This window comes from Streptomyces sp. GLSS-08, from assembly GCF_056387915.1.
Window position 1 is genome coordinate 92659 of record NZ_JBWJAQ010000008.1, and the last position, 17008, is coordinate 109666.

Below are 17008 nucleotides of genomic sequence, written 5' to 3' on the forward strand. Positions count from 1 at the left end.
GTCACAGCACCCGCCGTCGCCGGCCCAGCCAGGTCTGGGCGATGACGACGACCGCGAGGAACGCCCCGCTGACGACCTGCTGGTACGCCGAGTCCAGTGAACCGATCTGGTTGATGACGTTCTGGATGACCTTCAGCAGCAGCACTCCCACCAGCGAGCCGCTGATGAAGCCGAACCCGCCGGTGAGCAGCGTGCCGCCGATCACCACGGCGGAGATCGCCTCCAGCTCCATGCCGGACCCGAGGATCGTCACCCCCGACACGAGCCAGGCCGCGTTGAGGGCTCCCGCGAGCCCCGCGCACAGTCCGGACAGCGTGTAGACGACGATCTTCGTACGGGCCACGGGGGCGCCCATCAGCGCCGCCGCGTCCTCGTTGCCGCCGACCGCGTACACGTACTGCCCGAACCGGGTGCGCCGCAGGACGACGGCGCCGAGGACGAACAGCGCGACGGTGATCCACACCGGCACGCCGATGCCGAGGAGCGTGCCCTGGCCGAGGGTGGCGAAGAACGACTCCTTGTCCACCAGGTAGGTCCGGGACCCCTCGTCGGTGACCGAGGGCAGGATGCCGCGGGCGCCCAGCATCGCGGCGAGCGTGACGATGAAGGGGGCCAGCCGGGAGCGGGCGATCAGCAGCCCGTTGACCAGCCCGATGAGCCCGCACACCGCCAGCGGGAGCAGCAGCGCGAGAGCGGTCCCGTACTGCGAGCCCCAGGCCGCGAGCACGCCGCCCAGGGCGAACAGCGACCCCACGGACAGGTCGATGCCGCCGGTGACGATCACGAAGGTCATGCCGAGGGCGACCACGGCGAGGAACGCCGAGGACAGCGCCATGTTCTCCAGGTTGTCGCCGGTGGGGAACGTGTCGAAGCTCAGTGACGCCACGATCATGGCGACGACGAGCGTGACCAGCGCGCCGTGCTGCTGGGCGAGGGCGCTGATCCGCTCGGAGCGCCCGGCACCGAGCGGCTCCTCCCCGGGCGCCGGGGTCGTGCGCGGGGGAGTGTCCACGTCGGTCGTCATCGCTTTCCCCGTTCCCTGGCCGCGTAGACGGCGAGGACGATCACCACGGCCTGGGCGATCTGGGTCCACGACGGCGGCAGATCGTGCTTGATGAGCGTGGTGGTGAGCAGCTGGATCAGGACGGCGCCGGCGACGGTGCCGCCGACGCGGACCCGCCCACCGCTCAGGGGGGTGCCGCCGACCACCACGGCGGTGATCGCGGACAGTTCCATCAGGGTGCCGAGTGAGGTGGGGTCGCTTGCGGTCAGGCGCGCGGTGGCCAGCACCCCGGCGACCGCGGCGAGGACGCCGGAGGCGACGTACACCAGGATCAGCACCCGGCGCACCGGCAGACCGGCGAGCCGGGCCGCCGGACGGCTGTCGCCGACCGCCAGGAGCTGCCGGCCGAACGTCGTGCGGCGCACCACGAAGGCGACGAGCAGGGCGAGCGCGGCGGCGATCAGCACCAGGTACGGCACTCCCAGCACGGCCCCGGAGCCGAGTTCGGCCATGCCGGGGTCGCGGACGTCCTTGAGCTGGGGGAGGAGGACCAGGGCGAGTCCCCGTCCGGCGACCATCAGGGCGAGCGTCGCGACGATCGGCTGGACGCCCACGTACGCGATCAGTGACCCGCTCGCGAGGCCGCTCACCGCCCCGCCGAGCAACGCCGTCAGGGCGGCGGTCCACGGCCCGTACCCGAGATAGAGGGACAGCAGGGAGGTCGACAGGGCCATCACCGAGCCCACCGACAGATCCACGCCCTCGCTGCCGATCGCCAGGGCCATGCCCAGTGCCACGATCAGCACCGGCGCCACCTGGACGGCCTGGGTGCGGAAGTTCTCGCCGGACAGGAAGTGCGGGGTGAGAACGGTGTTCGCCAGGAGCAGGACCGCGACGCCGAGATGGACGCCGTAGTCCTTGAGCAGACGCAGCAGCCGGTCGCGGTCCGCGGTCACCCGGCCCAGGGACAGGTCAGTCATTGGTCTCTCCGGTGCCGTGGGACTTCGGCGGGGTCTTCCCGGCGCCGACGCCGGCGCCGGGCTGCGGGGGGCCGCCGGACACCACGACGGTGGCGGCCGGGGCCGGCGTCGTGGCTTCGGTGCCGGTGGGTGCGGTCGCGATGGCCCGCATCAGCCGGTCCTCGGTGACGGCGTCGCCGGTGAGCTCCTCGACCACCGCGCCGTCCTTGAGGACGATCACCCGGTCGCTGCCCTCGATCAGCTCCTCCGTGTCCGAGGAGATCAGCACCACCCCGAGGCCGTCGTCGGCCAGTTCGTCGATGAGCCGTTGCACCTCCGCCTTGGCACCGACGTCGATGCCCCGGGTCGGCTCGTCCAGCAGCAGGACCTTGGGGTGCATGGCGAGCCAACGGGCCAGCAGCACCTTCTGCTGGTTGCCGCCGGAGAGTTCGCCGACCTTCTGGTGCGGTCCCGCGGCCTTGATGCGCAGCCGCTTCATGAAGGTGTCGACGATCCGGTCGACGCGCGCCTCGTCGACCAGACCGAACCGGGACAGTCCCGGCAGCGCGGCGAGGGCGATGTTCTCGCGGACCGAGAGCCCCGGCACGATGCCTTCCGCCTTCCGCCTTCCGGTCCTCGGGCAGCAGGCTGATGCCGGCCCGGATCGCGGCGGGCGTGGAGCCGGTGCGCACCGCCGCCCCCGCCACGACGACCCGGCCGGAGTCGACGGGCAGCGCGCCCGCGATCGCCTTCGCGGTCTCGCTGCGCCCCGAGCCGAGCAGCCCGCCGAGGCCGACGACCTCACCGGGCCGCACGCTCACGGACACCGCACGCAGCCGGTGACGGATCGTCAAGGCGTGCGCCCGCAGCACCGGTTCGGCCTGTGTGTCATGACTCCCGGTGAACTCCGTCAGGCCCTTGTCCCGTACGGCGCCGACATCGCGGCCCAGCATCAGGGACACGAGCCTGAGCCGGTCGAGGCCGGCGATCCGGCCCGTGTGCACGACCTTGCCGTCACGCAGCACGGTGACGGCGTCGCAGATCTCGTACAGCTCGTCGAGGCGATGGCTGACGTAGACCACCGCGATCCCGCGTTCGCGCAGCATCCGGATCACTTCGAAGAGGGTGCGCACCTCGCGGGGTTCGAGCGAGGAGGTCGGCTCGTCCATGACGACGACCCGGGCGTCGACCGAGACCGCCCGCGCCAGGGCCACCATCTGCTGTGCCCCGACGCCGAGTTCACGCAGCGGTCTGCGGACGTCGATCCGGAGGCCGAGCCCGCGCAGCGCCTCGTCGGCCTCGCGGTGCATGCGCCGGAAGTCGATCAGGCCCAGCCGGCCGCGGGGTTCGCGGCCGAGGAAGAGATTGCGGGCCACACTCATCAGCGGGACGAGGTTGACCTCCTGGTAGATGGTGGAGACGCCCGCGAGCTGCGCCTGGAGCGGAGTGGCGAAGCGGACCGGGGCACCGTCGTAGGTCATCTCGCCCTCGTCGGGCCGGTGGACGCCGGTGAGGACTTTGATGAGGGTCGACTTGCCCGCGCCGTTCTCGCCGATGAGCGCGTGCACCTCCCCGGCGCGGGCCGTGAAGTCCACCCCGGACAGGGCCTTCACGCCGGGGAAGTTCTTGGACAGACCGGTCACCGCCAGCATGTCAGTAGGCCTTGCCCAGGTCCGCCTCGGCGTTGTCGGTCGTGTAGGCGCTGTCCTCGATGACGACGTCCTGTGCGACCTTCTCGCCCTTGGTGAAGGTGTCGAGGGTCTGGAAGGCGAGCGGACCGAAGCGCGGGTTGGACTCGATGACGCCGTCGATCCAGCCGTCGACGATGCCCCGTACGGCGTTGCGGGTGCCGTCGATCGTCACGATCTTGACGGCGCCGGGCTTCTTGCCGGCCCCCTTGAGGGCGTTGACGGCGCCGAGTCCCATCTCGTCGTTCTCGGCGTAGATCCCGGTGATGCCCGGCTTGGACTGGATGAGGTTCTCGGTGACCGACTGGCCCTTCTCGCGGGCGAATTCCCCGGTCTGCCTGAACACGACCTTGAGGCCGGGTGCCTTCTCCTTGATGCGGTCCTCGAAGCCCTCCGTGCGCTCGGTGGTCACGTTGTTGCCCGCGGCGCCGAGCAGAACGGCGATCTCGCCCTTGCCGCCGGTCGCCTCGATCATCCGGTCCGCGGCCCGCCTGCCCTGCTCGACGAAGTCCGAGCCGATGAAGCTCACATAGTCCTTGCACGCGGTGGCGTTGATCTTGCGGTCGATCGTGACGATCGGGATGTGCTTGGCGGACGCGGCGCGCAGCACCGGCTCCCAGCCGTCGGAGTTCAGTGGCGCGATCACCAGCAGGTCGGCGCCCTTGGCGATGAGATCCTGGACGTCGCTGATCTGCTTGGAGAACTGCGACTGCGCGTTGGCCGTCAGCAGCTTCACGCCGCGCTTCTTCGCTTCGGCCTTGATGGAGGCCGTCTCCGCGATCCGGAAGGGGTTGGCCTCCTTCTCGGACTGGGAGAAGCCGACGGTGGCGGTGTCGAGGTCGATCTTCCTGCCGCCGTAGGCGTCGATGGCGCAGGTCGGTCCTGATCCGGCGTCCGGCGTCGCGACGACCTGGCCGGAGTCGCCCTGGCTCGCGGGGTTCTTGTCCTTCCCGTCGTCGTCCTCGGACTTGGCGCATCCGGAGACGAGCGCGAGGCTCGTGACGAGGCCGGTGGCGAGGAGGGTTTGGACAGGGGTGCGGCGAAGGAATGCGGTCGGCTTCATGGAGTCCCCAAACGGCACGGCCCCGGCGCTGAGAGCGCTCCCGGGGAAGTTCGGCTCTTGCGGTCAACTCGATGTGCACGTTGTTCAGGGGAGGTTTTTACATCGTTGGAAGAGGGCTGTAAAGCCTTCTGTCCGAAATCCCGTCAGCGTCGGCCCAGTGTGCTCTCCCGCTCCACGAGCCGGAATTCCGCGGTGAGTTCACGCCCGCCGGGGTCCGTACGGCCCGACAGGCTGCGCAGCAGCGAGGCCACCGCCATGCGGGCGATCGCCTGCTTGTCCGGCGAGACCGTGGTCAGCGTGACCGCGCCGAACCGGCCCTCCGCGATGTCGTCGAACCCGACCACCGCCACGTCCCACGGCACCCGCAGCCCGCGCTCGTGCAGCACCCGCATCGCACCGATCGCGACCAGGTCGTTGTACGCGAAGACGGCGTCCGGGCGCACCCCCGAATCCAGCACCCGCGCCATCGCCCGCGCACCCTCGTCGCGGTCCCAGCCGCCGACGGGTACCACCAGCTCCTCGGGCGCGGGCACCCCGGCCGCCGCCAGCTCCTCGCGCCAGCCCGCGAGGCGCAGATGGGCGGGCCGGTTGGCCGAGTCGGTGCGCGCGCCCAGGTAGGCGATCCTCGTCCGGCCACGGCTCAGCAGGTGACGTACGGCCGCGCGTGCCGCCGCCACGTTGTCGATCGCGATGTGGTCGTGGGGCAGGTCGTACTCCCGCTCGCCGAGCAGGACCAGGGGCACGTCGTCCGTCCGGGCGCGCAGGTCCTCGGCCTCGAGCTCCAGCGGACTGAGGATCAGGCCGTCGATCACATTGGCCCGGAACCCCTGGCTGACCAGCATCTCCTGCTGACGGTCGCCGCGGGTGTGGTCGAGAAGCACCGTGAACTCGTGCTCGGCGGCCGCGTCGATCACGGCTCCGGCGAGCTCCGCGAAGTAGGGGTTGCCGAGTTCGGGCACGGCGAGCGCGATGATGCCCGTACGGCCCTTGCGCAGGTGGCGTGCCGTCAGATTCGGGCGGTAGCCCAGCTCGTCGATGGCCTCCTGGACCTTCGCGCGCATGGCGGGTGTGACGTGCGGATAGTTGTTCACGACGTTCGAGACCGTCTTGATCGAGACGCCGGCGCGTTCCGCGACGTCCTTCAGGCTGACCCGCAAGGGATCTCCTCCGCATCGATGGGGGCTCTCTCACCGGGGCATTCGTCATGGCCCTGGACAGAGGCCGGGAGCCGTGCTCTCATGCCAACTGCCGTTGCTTCCAACGTTGTACAGACTGAAGCACCGAGCCGCCACCCTTCCTGAGCCAAGGAGGATCCGTGCGCATCAGCCGACTCAGAATCCGAATGGCGTTCCTGCTCGCAGCCGCCCTCGGGACGGCGGGACTCACCGCCACGCCCGCCGCGACCGCGGCCGGGGACCCCGTCGAGGTCCACGGCCTCAAGGGCGAGTACTACACCCAGTCCGCCCCCGGCGCCTTCGACTTCCACGAGCTCAAGGCCACCGGTTTCGACACCCACCTCGACTTCGACAACCTGGAGCCGCGCCTGAACTTCGCCACCGGCCGGTCGGACGACGTCAACGTCCGCTGGACCGGCAGGATCGTGCCGGAGAAGACCGGCGCCCACACCTTCTCGATCACCGGCGACAACGGCTTCCGGCTGTGGGTCGACGGGAAGCCGGCCATCGACCACTGGGTCGACGACTGGGACCGCGAGCAGACCTCGGAGCCGGTCGAACTCACCGCCGGCCGCGCCTACGACATCAAGGTCGAGTACTTCGAGCACTTCGGAGGCTCCAACCTCCACCTGCGCTGGACCGAACCCGGCGGCCGCAAGGAGGGCGTGCCGCAGTCGGCGCTGCGACTGCCCGAGGGCTACGCCTACGACGGCGCGATCAGGACCACGGTGCTCAAGGACGGCCGGACGCTCCGGCTGGACTTCGCGCAGCGGCTGAAGGTGCCGCCGGCCGGTCTCACCGACCACGTCGAGGCGGTCGTCGGCGGCGCCAAGTGGCCGCTGGGGAAGGTCAGGCTGGACCCGGCCGACGCCAAGGCGCTCCTCGTCGGACTGGACGAGCCGGTCGTCGGCAACAGGACCGGCACCGCCCGGGGGACCGCCGACCTGCGCTACGACGGCAGAGGCGGCCTGCTGGCGGCCGACGGCAACGTTGTCAGCGCCTTCTGGAGCAGCGGCCCCAACCGCTCCACCCACGAACTGCGCACCAAGTGGGCCGACGACGTGGGACCGCGCAACGCCCTGCCCGAGTACCCGAGGCCCCAGCTGACCCGTGACGCCTGGCGGAACCTCAACGGACAGTGGCAGTTCGCCGCCGCCAAGGCCGGCGAGCAGCCGCCGGTGGGCAGGAAGCTGGCCCGGAGGATCCTCGTCCCGTACCCCGTGGAGTCCCAGCTCTCCGGCGTCGAACGGCACGAGGACCGGATGTGGTACCGCCGCACGTTCACCGTCCCGGTCGGCTGGAAGGTCGGCTCCGGCAAACGGCTGCGCCTCAACTTCGGCGCCGTGGACTGGCAGTCCGAGGTGTATGTCAACGGCACCCGGGTCGCCGAACACAAGGGCGGCTACGACAAGTTCAGCGCCGACGTCACCGACGCACTGAAGCCCGGCCGTACCCAGGAACTGATCGTCGGCGTCTACGACCCGACCGACGCGCAGGGCGGCGAGAACCCGCCGGTGGGCAAGCAGCGCCTGGACCCGAGCGGCATCTGGTACACCCCGTCCTCCGGTATCTGGCAGACCGTCTGGATGGAGCCCGTGGCCGCCGACCACGTCGACTCGCTGAAGCTCACGCCCGACGTCGGCAGGAAGCAGCTGACCGTGGAGCCGAAGGGTGTGCGCGACGGACTCGCGGTCAGGGCGACCGCGTACGCCGGGCGGCACAAGGTCGCCACGGTCAGCGGCCGCACGGGACAACCCCTCGTCCTGAAGATCGACGACCCGCATCTGTGGTCGCCGGACGATCCGTTCCTCTACGACCTGTCGGTGAGGGTCGGCGGTGACCGCGTCGGCAGCTACTTCGGGATGCGGTCCATCGCCGTCGAGAAGGTGAACGGCACCCCGCGCACCGTCCTCAACGGCAAGCCGGTCTTCCTGATGGCCACGCTCGACCAGGGCTTCTGGCCGGACGGACTGCACACCGCCCCGACCGACGAGGCGCTCGCGTACGACCTGAAGCTGCACAAGAGGCTGGGCTTCAACTCGGTCCGCAAGCACATCAAGGTGGAACCCGACCGGTGGTTCTACTGGACCGACAGGCTGGGCCTGCTGGTCTGGCAGGACATGCCCGCGATGACCGCGGGTGTCGACCCCGACGCCGCGTCCCGCGCCCAGTACGAGCGCGAGATGAAGCAGATGATCGACGAGCACATCAGCAGCCCGTCGGTCGTCATGTGGGTGACCTTCAACGAGGGCTGGGGCCAGTACGAGGAGGCCCGCATCGCCGACCAGGCCAAGGCCTGGGACCCGACCCGGCTGGTCAACAGCATGTCGGGCATCAACCTGGGACGCGACGGAGGCACCGGCGACATCATCGACGAGCACGGCTACCCGAGCCCGGCGCTGCCACCCCGCCCGGACGGTGAACGGGCTCTGGTCAGCGGCGAGTACGGGGGCCTCGGGCTCGCGGTGCCGGGACACGCCTGGTCGGTGCAGCAGTCCTACGTGGACGTGGACCCGTCGACGTACACGGACGACTACCTCGCCCGGCTGGCCGAAGTGCGGAAGCTGACCTGCAAGGGCGGGAACGGCGCCGTCTACACCCAGATCTCGGACGTGGAGGGTGAGCTGAACGGCCTGGTCACCTACGACCGCAGGGTGGTCAAACCCGATGTGGGGCGGCTCAAGGCGGCCCACCAGGCGCTGATCCGGGGCGCGTCGCAGGCGACACCGGCGGGCTGCGCCTGATGACGGCGGGGCGCCCGCCGGCCGGCACCTCCCCGCCGCCCGGCGAGCGCCCCGCCCCGACCCGGCGCCGGGTCGCGGGCCCGGTCCGCCCTCCCACCCGGGCGGACCGGTCCGGCCGGACATCCCCGCGCTCGGCCGGCTCGACGTCCGACCACGGTCCAACGGGCCGTCGTCGGTGACCCGTTCCGCCCCGGCCAATACTCCGCCCGGGACACCCGGAGGCAGGTCACGGCCGGTGCCGCGCTGGGTTCGAGATGGCTGGTGCGCCGCGACGGCAGGCTGTCCGTCGACCTCCGGTAGGTTGCGGCGCGAACTCGATTCCCTCGGCAGGAGGTCCGATGTGAGCACGCCGGAACCAGACGAGGTCCCGCAACACCTGGCGGTTTCGTACGCCAGGGGTTTCGGTGAAGAAGGGAGAGCCTGGATCGCCGAACTGCCGGCCCTCGTGGCGGAAATGCTGGAACGCTGGGAGCTGGAACGGGACGGCACTGCAGGAGCCGGAGAAACCTCGCTGGTGCTGCCGGTGCTGCGCCCCGACGGCGCGCCCGCGGTCCTCAGACTTCAGATGCCCAGACGGGAGACCACCGCTGCACTGATCGGCCTCCGTGCCTGGAACGGCAAGGGGATGGTACGGCTGCTCGATCACGACCCTGTGAGCAGCAGCATGCTCCTGGAGCGCCTGGACGGAGCCCGCACTCTGGCCTCGATCAACGACGACGACCACGCGATGAGCACCCTCGCCGAGCTTCACTCGCGGCTGGTCGCAGTCCCCGCCCCGCAGGGACTGCGCAGTCTGGGCGACATCGCCTCCGAGATGCTGGAGCGGGTCCCACGGGCGATCACGAAGCTGGCCGACCCGGCCGAGCGTCAACTCCTGCGGAGCTGGGCATCGGCGGTGGCCGAACTGGTCGATGAGCCCGGGGACCGGATGCTGCACTGGGATCTGCACTACGACAACGTTCTGGCCGCACAACGCGAGCCGTGGATCGCCATCGATCCCGAGCCACTCGCCGGCGACCCAGGATTCGATCTGTGGCCCGCCCTGGACAGCAGGTGGGACGACGTCGTCGCGAAGGGCGACCCGCTGCGCATCGTGCAGCGCCGCTTCGATCTGCTGACCGATGTCCTCGGCCTGGACCGCGCACGCGCGACCTGCTGGACCCTGGGACGGCTGCTGCAGAACTCGCTCTGGGACATCGACGACGGCCAGACCCGGCTCGCCCCGTCCTCCGTCACGATCGCGGAATCGCTGCGTAACCGGTAACCCCCGGCTCACCGTGACAACAAGCCCGCCTGTGTGATACCTGCCGTGCATCGGCTCAGCGCCGCGCCGGGTCCCGGCCGTGACTCTTGACGAGTACACGTACACGACGAAGAATGAGCGCGCTGTGTGCTTTGACAACGTTGTCCAAGCCTGAGGAGGCCCTCCCGCCCATGAAATGGACCCAACGGCTCCGCGGAGCGGGCATGGCGGTCGTCGCCGCCGCGCTGCTCGGCAGCTCCTTCACCGCGCCGGCCGCCCAGGCCGCCGACGCGCAGGACGGACCGCTCACCGACCTGGTCAACCCGTTCATCGGAACGGAGAACGAGGGCAACACCTACCCGGGTGCCGCGGTGCCGTTCGGCATGGTGCAGTTCTCGCCGGACACCGGCCACAACACCGGCTACGACTACTCCCACACCCACATCCGCGGGTTCTCGCTCGTCCATCTGTCGGGCGTCGGCTGCGGCCTCGGCGGCGATCTGCCGGTACTGCCGACCACCGGGGACGTCACGAGGACGGACTACGCCGCCTACCAGGCCGAGTTCAGCCACGACGACGAGTCCGCGAGCCCCGGCTACTACAAGGTGGGCCTGAAGACCGGCATCGAGGCGGAGCTGACCGCGACGGAACGCACCGGCGTGCAGCGGTACACGTTCCCCGCGACCGGCAAGGCCAACGTCCTGCTGAACGCGGGTCAGTCGCTGCACAGGGGGATCACCACCGAGGTCGAGATCCTCGACCGCCGCACGGTGCGCACCGCGATCACCGGCAGCGGCTTCTGCCAGGACACGAAGCCCTACACCGTCTACACCGTCACCCGCTTCGACCGGCCGTTCACGACGTCCGGCACCTGGAACGGCGACACCGTCACCACGGGCTCCAGGGAGTCGGCGGGCACCGGCCGCAACGGCGCCTTCGTCCGCTTCGACACCACCGAGGACCGCACGGTCGAGGCGACCACCGCCCTGTCGTACGTGGACGCCCGGGGTGCCGCCGTCAACCTCCGCTCCGAGGGCGGCCGTTCGTTCGACGCGGTCAGGAGGGCGGCCCACCGCTCCTGGGAGGACCGGCTCGACGACGTGCGCGCACGGGGCGGCGGCGACACCCTGCGCCGCACGTTCTACTCGTCCCTGTACCGGTCCTTCCTCGCGCCCAACATCGGCAGCGACGCCGACGGCCGCTACACCGGCTGGGACCAGCGGATCCACCGCGCGAAGGGTTTCACGTACTACCAGAACTGGTCGCTGTGGGACACCTACCGCACCCAGTCGCAGCTGCTGTCCCTGCTCGCGCCGCGCGAGGCCCGCGACATGGCGATCTCCGTCATCAGGATCGACGAGGAGAGCGGCTGGCTGCCCAAATGGGGCTACGGGACGGTCGAGACGAACATCATGACCGGCGACCCGGTCACTCCCTTCCTCACCAACGCCTATCAGCAGGGGCTGCTCAAGGGGTACGAGGAGCGGGCCTACCGCGCGCTGAAGAAGAACGCGGACGGGGTGCCGCCCGCCGACTCGCCGGCCGTCGGCCGCGAGGCGAACAAGGAGTACCAGGCCAACGGGTTCGTACCCCACGTCAAGGGGCGGCCGCACGCGAAGCCCGGCGACTCCGACTACGACCACGGCGCGTCCGCGACTCTGGAGTACGCACTGTCGGACGCCATGCTCGGCGAGATGGCACGCGACCTCGGGCACGGGGCGGACGCCGCGCGCTACGCCGCCCGGGCGCAGAACTACCGCAGGATCTTCGACTCCTCGACCGGCTTCTTCCGCGCACGCGACGCAGCCGGGGCCTTCACCGGACCGGCGGACCCCGCCCGCAGCGAGGGCTTCCACGAGGGCACGTCCTGGCAGTACCAGTGGCTCGTGCCGCAGGACCTGCCCGGCATGGTCGCCCTGATCGGCGGCAAGCGGGCGGCCAACGAGCGGCTCGACTCGTTCTTCGCCTACGACGAGCTGCTGAAGGACCCGGCGAAGACCGCCCGCGAGGTGTGGGTCAACGGGCCGTACGACTACTACAACGCGGACAAGTACAACCCGCAGAACGAGCCGGACCTGATCGCCCCCTACACCTACCTGTCGACCGGTGAGCCCTGGAAGACCACGGACGTGGTCCACGCGGCGCTGACCCTGTTCACCGACACCCCGACCGGCATGACGGGCAACGACGACCTGGGCACGATGTCCGCCTGGAACGTCCTGTCGTCCATCGGGATCTTCCCGGTGCAGCCCGGCTACGACAGCTGGGGTCTGTCCACGCCCGTCTTCGACCGCGTCGACCTCACCCTGGACCGGCGCTACTACCCGCGCGGCGCCCTGACCGTGACGGCGCCGGGCACCTCGGAGAGTTCCCGGTACATCCGGTCGGCGCGGGTGGACGGCGACGCGTACGGGCGTACGTATCTGACGACGGACAAGCTGCGCGGCATCCGCTCGCTCGCCTTCACCGTCGGCCCGGAGCCGTCCGGGTGGGGTACGTCCGAGGAAGCCGCTCCGCCCGCCCTGAACTGACCCGGTAGCTCCTCCGCCACTCCTGCGTCCCGCCTCTCCCGGAGGGGCGGGACGTAATCTGCTGTTAACGGAGCGTAGCTTGATCACACTTGACCGTAATTGAGGGTCAGGAGTTGACTTGCTGGTTCACCCGACCGTCGACGCGAGAGCAAGCCCTTGACCTCAGAGCCGCTCGCACCACTCGACCTGGCGTTCTGGAACATCGAGTCCGCCCGGCACCCCATGCACCTCGGTGCCCTCGGGGTCTTCGCGGCCCGGTCGCCGAGCGCGGGTCCGCACGCGGCCGAACTCCTCGCGGCGCGCGCGGCGGCCGTTCCGGGGCTGCGCATGCGGATCCGTGACTGCTGGCAGCCGCTGCCCTCCCTGCTCGCCTTCGGCGGTGCGACGCGGGAGCCCGTACCCGACTTCGACCCGCTCCGGCACGTACGCCTCCACGCTCCGGCGCGCGATTTCCACGCGGTCGCGGGCCGTCTCATGGAGCTCCCCCTGGAGCGCGGGCGGCCCCCGTGGCAGGCCCACGTGCTGCCCGCCGAGGACGGCATGTCGTTCGCCGTCCTCTTCACCTTCCACCACGCCCTCGCCGACGGACTGCGGGCGCTGACGCTCGCCGCGGCGCTCATGGACCCGACGGACCTGCCCGCGCCGGGGCCGCGCCCCGCCGCACCCCCGCGAAGCCTCTTCCCGGACGCGCGCGACCTGCCGGGGCGCCTGCGCGACACGCTCTGCGACCTGGGACGCGCCCTCGACATCGGGGTGTCCGTCGCGCGCGCCACCTGGGACGTACGGTCCTCGCCCGCGCTGACCTCCGAGGCCACCGGCACCCGCAGGACCGCGGGTGTCGTCATCGACCTCGACGAGGTGCACCGCGTCCGCAAGAGCGTGGGCGGCACCGTCAACGACGTGCTGATCGCCGTCGTCGCCGGTGCGCTGCGGCGCTGGCTCGACGAGCGGGGCGACGGCAGCGAGGGTGTCGCGCCCCGGGCGCTGATCCCGGTGTCCCGGCGCCGCCCGCGCACCGCGTACCCGCAGGGCAACCGGCTGTCGGGCTACCTGGTGCGGCTGCCGGTGGACGATCCGGATCCGCTCGGCCGGCTGCGCACGGTGCGCACCGAGATGGACCGCAACAAGGACGCCGGACCCCACCGGGGCGCAGGCGCCGTCGCGCTGCTCGCCGACCATGTGCCGCCCCTCGGGCACCGGCTCAGCGGGCCTCTCGTCGGCCAGGCGGCCCGGCTGCTCTTCGACGTCCTCGTCACCAGCGTGCCGCTGCCCGGCCTCAGCCTCACGCTCGGCGGCTCCCCGCTCACCGCGGTCTTCCCGCTCGCACCGCTCGCCCACGGCCACTCCCTCGCCGTCGCCGTGTCCACGTTCCGCGGACGCGTCCACTACGGGCTGGTGGCCGACGCGGAGGCCGTGCCGGACCTCGACGTGCTGGCGCGCGCCCTGCGCGACGAGATCGCCGAACTGGCGGCGGCCGGCGCGCCCCCGGCCGACGGCGACCGGCGCTGAACCCGGCTCCCGGGGCGGCCCAGGAGGGCCGGCCGGGTGACATGCGACCATTTTGCTGACACCCGTCGCGTCAGTATGCTCCTGAGCTGGCGGGACGTAGGGAGCAACGTGTAGGGTGCCCCCTTTTGGGAGCTGCCGTGGCTGTTCGAGGCGCGCGGCGGACCGAGTGACATGAGGAACGCAGCGGCGATGACGGTGACAGAGCACGGCCAGACGGGTGCCACGGACCTCACGGAGGTGTCGTGGGGCCCCGGCATCGACCCCGAACGCCTCGCCGTCTGCCTCGGCGTGCTCGATGAGCTCGACAAGCTGGACGTCGACCACCCCGACGCCATCGCGGTACGCCGCGCCACCGCCGGCGTCTACCGTACGGTCAAGCAGCGCCGCCGTCAGGAACGCCGGGCCGCGAAGACCGCTCACGACAAGGCGGTCACCGAGTCCACGGCCACCGGATCCGCCCAGCGCATCGACGACGAGACGGAAGGCATCCTCCCGTCGTCGGTGACGGACGCCGGCGAGATCGCGGGGATCCTCCAGCGTCCCCGCTCCTGCTACATCTGCAAGACGCGGTACGTCGAGGTCGACTACTTCTACCACCAGCTGTGCCAGGGCTGCGCCGCCGAGAACCGCTCGCGGCGCGAGGCCCGCGCCGACCTCGCCGGGAAGCGGGCGCTGCTCACCGGCGGCCGCGCCAAGATCGGCATGTACATCGCGCTGCGGCTGCTGCGCGACGGCGCGCACACCACCATCACCACGCGCTTCCCCAATGACGCCATCCGCCGCTTCAAGGCCATGCCGGACAGCGACGAGTGGATCGGCCGCCTGAAGATCGTCGGCATCGACCTGCGCGACCCCGCGCAGGTGGTCGCCCTCGCCGACTCGGTCGCCGCCGAGGGCCCCCTCGACATCCTGATCAACAACGCGGCCCAGACCGTACGCCGTTCCCCGGGCGCCTACAGCGAGCTGCTGGCCGCCGAGTCGGGCCCGCTGCCCGCCGGTGAGCTGCCCCCGGCCGAGGTGATCGGCACCTTCGGCTCCGGCGCCGTGGCCGCGCTCCCGGTCGCCGGCGGCGGCGCGCTCACCGCGCAGGAGGTCACCGACCTCGCGCTGGTCTCCGGCTCGGCCTCCCTGGAGCGGATCGCGGCCGGCACGGCGATCGACGCGGGCGGTCTCGTCCCCGACCTGCACGACACCAACAGCTGGATCCAGTCCGTCGAGGAGGTCACGCCGGTCGAGCTCCTCGAGGTGCAGCTCTGCAACTCCACCGCGCCGTTCATCCTCATCAGCCGGCTCCGGGCGGCGATGGCGGCGGCGCCGGCGAAGCGGACCTACATCGTGAACGTCTCCGCGATGGAGGGCGTCTTCAACCGCGGCTACAAGGGCGCGGGCCACCCGCACACCAACATGGCCAAGGCCGCCCTGAACATGCTGACGCGCACCAGCGCCCAGGAGATGTTCCAGAAGGACGGCATCCTGATGACCGCCGTCGACACCGGATGGATCACCGACGAGCGCCCCCACCCCGACAAGATGCGGCTCGCCGACGAGGGCTTCCACGCCCCGCTCGACCTCATCGACGGCGCGGCCCGCGTGTACGACCCGATCGTCCGCGGCGAGCAGGGCGAGGACCTGTACGGCGTCTTCCTGAAGGACTACGCGCCCGGCAAGTGGTGACCCCTCGAGGCTGACCGGGCGCGCGGCTCCGCAGCCGCTCGTGCACGGCGTACGTCCCCGCTGCGGGCGGCGCCGCGTGGTGCTCCGCGCGGACCCGCGTCCCCTCGCCCACCGGCAGGTCCGCGCCCGTGATCCACCGGGGCCGCGTCCGAGGCCGGCCGGACCACGGCGCGGCGACGTCGTTCCACCTTCCACGCACCGCCGCCTGACGGGACGTCAGCCAACATGCCGCCAGCGCGGGCGCGGTCAGGGCCCGATCGCGCCCCCCGGTTCGCCACGTCCGTCCGGGCCTGTCCCGAGATGTGCTCCGTTCCGCGTTTTCCTTCCCCCGCTGAGCCGAACGGGTGGTGGATGTTTGGGGCGCAAACTGCCAAATACCCCCGTACCGTGGGGGGATGGGCGCCGGACGACTCGATACGGTTACCTGTTGTTTTCAGCCCCATCGAGCGGGCGCCCGCTCATTTGGTTACTCTGTAGCGGACGGACAGCCACACTGGGCCCCACCCACACCCACGGTCCGTCCCGGGACAAGCCGTACATCACGGCCTGCTCTCCCTCGACTTACCGGCGCCACCGCGTCCGAACTGCTTCGACCCAGACCCGAGCGGGCGTCAGGCGCACGGCAGCAGAGTGGGCCAGTACATCCCGAGGGTGACCCGACACATAAGGAGTGCGCGGTGACACCGGAGAAGACGAACCCCGATCAACGTTCCAAGGAACGCCTGGAGCGTGCGGGCCTGTCCGAGAAGAAGCTCGGCAGCCTCGACGTGTGGGCCAGGTCCGCACCGATCCGCCTCGCGGGCTACGAGGACGACCTCGCCGAGCCCCATATCCTGCCCAGCGTGGACTGACCTCCGGAAAATCCGCAGAGGACCCGTCGCCACAGCGATCAGCATGGGCGTGCCAGACTGACGCCCATGCTGATCAGGGAAGCCGCGGCCGAGGACTGGCCGCGGATCTGGCCTTTCTGGCACCGCATCGTCGCCGCCGCCGAGACCTACGCCTGGGCCCCGGACACCTCCGAGGAGGCCGCCCGCGCCCTGTGGATGGGTCCGGGCAAGCGGGTGTACGTGGCGCAGGACGACACCGGAACCGTCGTCGGTTCCGCCTACGTCACCCCCAACTACGGCGGCCCCGCCGCCCGCATCGCCAACGCGGGCTTCATGGTCGACCCCGACCGGTCCGGCCGCGGCATCGGCCGCGCGCTCGCCGAACACCTCCTCGCCGCGGCGAAGGCCGACGGCTACCGCGGCATGGTGTTCAACGCCGTGGTGGAGACCAACCCCGCCGTCAAGCTGTGGACGTCGCTCGGTTTCACCATCCTGGGCACCGTCCCGGACGCCTACGAACACGCCCGGCACGGCCGGGTGGGCCTGCACGTCATGTACCGGGCCCTCTGACGCGGCAGCAGCCCCGCTC

11 protein-coding genes and 1 pseudogene are annotated in these 17008 nt (G+C 71.0%); 7 read left to right on the plus strand and 5 right to left on the minus strand.

Annotated elements, in window-relative coordinates; translation table 11 throughout:
- Nucleotide 1: 1 nt before the first annotated feature.
- From AC0ZLC_RS16285 to AC0ZLC_RS16305, 5 genes and pseudogenes are all read right to left on the minus strand, one after another.
- Nucleotides 2–1024: an ABC transporter permease gene (locus tag AC0ZLC_RS16285; protein ID WP_476752671.1), complete on the minus strand. Its 1023-nt coding sequence runs from the start codon at nt 1022–1024 to the stop codon at nt 2–4.
- Nucleotides 1021–1983, minus strand: coding sequence for an ABC transporter permease (locus AC0ZLC_RS16290; RefSeq protein ID WP_476752672.1), 963 nt, complete (start codon nt 1981–1983; stop codon nt 1021–1023). The genes AC0ZLC_RS16285 and AC0ZLC_RS16290 overlap by 4 nt, the downstream gene beginning before the upstream one ends.
- A pseudogene (locus AC0ZLC_RS16295) lies at nt 1976–3614 on the minus strand (sugar ABC transporter ATP-binding protein). Before AC0ZLC_RS16295 ends, AC0ZLC_RS16290 begins: the two are co-directional and overlap by 8 nt.
- Before the next feature lies 1 nt (nt 3615).
- Entirely contained in the window at nt 3616–4713 is a 1098-nt protein-coding gene (locus AC0ZLC_RS16300) for an ABC transporter substrate-binding protein (protein WP_476752673.1), read from the minus strand.
- A gap of 143 nt (nt 4714–4856) precedes the next feature.
- Nucleotides 4857–5870 carry a LacI family DNA-binding transcriptional regulator gene (locus AC0ZLC_RS16305; RefSeq protein ID WP_476752674.1) on the minus strand — a complete coding sequence of 338 codons (1014 nt, stop codon included), beginning with the start codon at nt 5868–5870 and terminating at the stop codon, nt 4857–4859.
- Nucleotides 5871–6028: 158 nt separating this feature from the next.
- Here AC0ZLC_RS16305 and AC0ZLC_RS16310 point away from each other — a divergent pair, with 158 nt between their 5' ends.
- From AC0ZLC_RS16310 to AC0ZLC_RS16340, 7 genes are all read left to right on the plus strand, one after another.
- Nucleotides 6029–8632 (plus strand): PA14 domain-containing protein, encoded by a 2604-nt coding sequence (locus tag AC0ZLC_RS16310; protein WP_476752675.1) that lies wholly within the window; start codon nt 6029–6031, stop codon nt 8630–8632.
- Between the two features lie 340 nt (nt 8633–8972).
- On the plus strand, nt 8973–9896 hold the full coding sequence (locus AC0ZLC_RS16315; RefSeq protein ID WP_476752676.1) for an aminoglycoside phosphotransferase family protein: 924 nt from the start codon (nt 8973–8975) through the stop codon (nt 9894–9896).
- A gap of 170 nt (nt 9897–10066) precedes the next feature.
- Entirely contained in the window at nt 10067–12406 is a 2340-nt protein-coding gene (locus AC0ZLC_RS16320) for a GH92 family glycosyl hydrolase (protein WP_476752677.1), read from the plus strand.
- A 156-nt stretch (nt 12407–12562) separates the two neighbouring features.
- A complete protein-coding gene (locus AC0ZLC_RS16325; protein WP_476752678.1) occupies nt 12563–13915 on the plus strand; it encodes a wax ester/triacylglycerol synthase family O-acyltransferase in 1353 nt (450 codons plus the stop codon).
- 189 nt (nt 13916–14104) lie between these two features.
- Nucleotides 14105–15589, plus strand: coding sequence for an SDR family NAD(P)-dependent oxidoreductase (locus AC0ZLC_RS16330; protein WP_476752679.1), 1485 nt, complete (start codon nt 14105–14107; stop codon nt 15587–15589).
- 677 nt (nt 15590–16266) lie between these two features.
- Nucleotides 16267–16440 (plus strand): hypothetical protein, encoded by a 174-nt coding sequence (locus AC0ZLC_RS16335; protein ID WP_358850719.1) that lies wholly within the window; start codon nt 16267–16269, stop codon nt 16438–16440.
- Between the two features lie 66 nt (nt 16441–16506).
- The gene (locus tag AC0ZLC_RS16340; protein WP_476752680.1) at nt 16507–16989 is read left to right on the plus strand and encodes an N-acetyltransferase family protein; all 483 of its coding nucleotides are present in this window, start codon (nt 16507–16509) and stop codon (nt 16987–16989) included.
- Nucleotides 16990–17008 lie beyond the last annotated feature (19 nt).

What these genes read in the sequence shown, in the direction of transcription:
- AC0ZLC_RS16285 (WP_476752671.1), bottom strand. Translation starts at nt 1,024, where the DNA reads ATGACGACCGACGTGGACACTCCCCCGCGCACGACCCCGGCGCCCGGG.
- AC0ZLC_RS16290 (WP_476752672.1), bottom strand. Translation starts at nt 1,983, where the DNA reads ATGACTGACCTGTCCCTGGGCCGGGTGACCGCGGACCGCGACCGGCTG.
- AC0ZLC_RS16300 (WP_476752673.1), bottom strand. Translation starts at nt 4,713, where the DNA reads ATGAAGCCGACCGCATTCCTTCGCCGCACCCCTGTCCAAACCCTCCTC.
- AC0ZLC_RS16320 (WP_476752677.1), top strand. Translation starts at nt 10,067, where the DNA reads ATGAAATGGACCCAACGGCTCCGCGGAGCGGGCATGGCGGTCGTCGCC.
- AC0ZLC_RS16330 (WP_476752679.1), top strand. Translation starts at nt 14,105, where the DNA reads ATGACGGTGACAGAGCACGGCCAGACGGGTGCCACGGACCTCACGGAG.
- AC0ZLC_RS16340 (WP_476752680.1), top strand. Translation starts at nt 16,507, where the DNA reads ATGCTGATCAGGGAAGCCGCGGCCGAGGACTGGCCGCGGATCTGGCCT.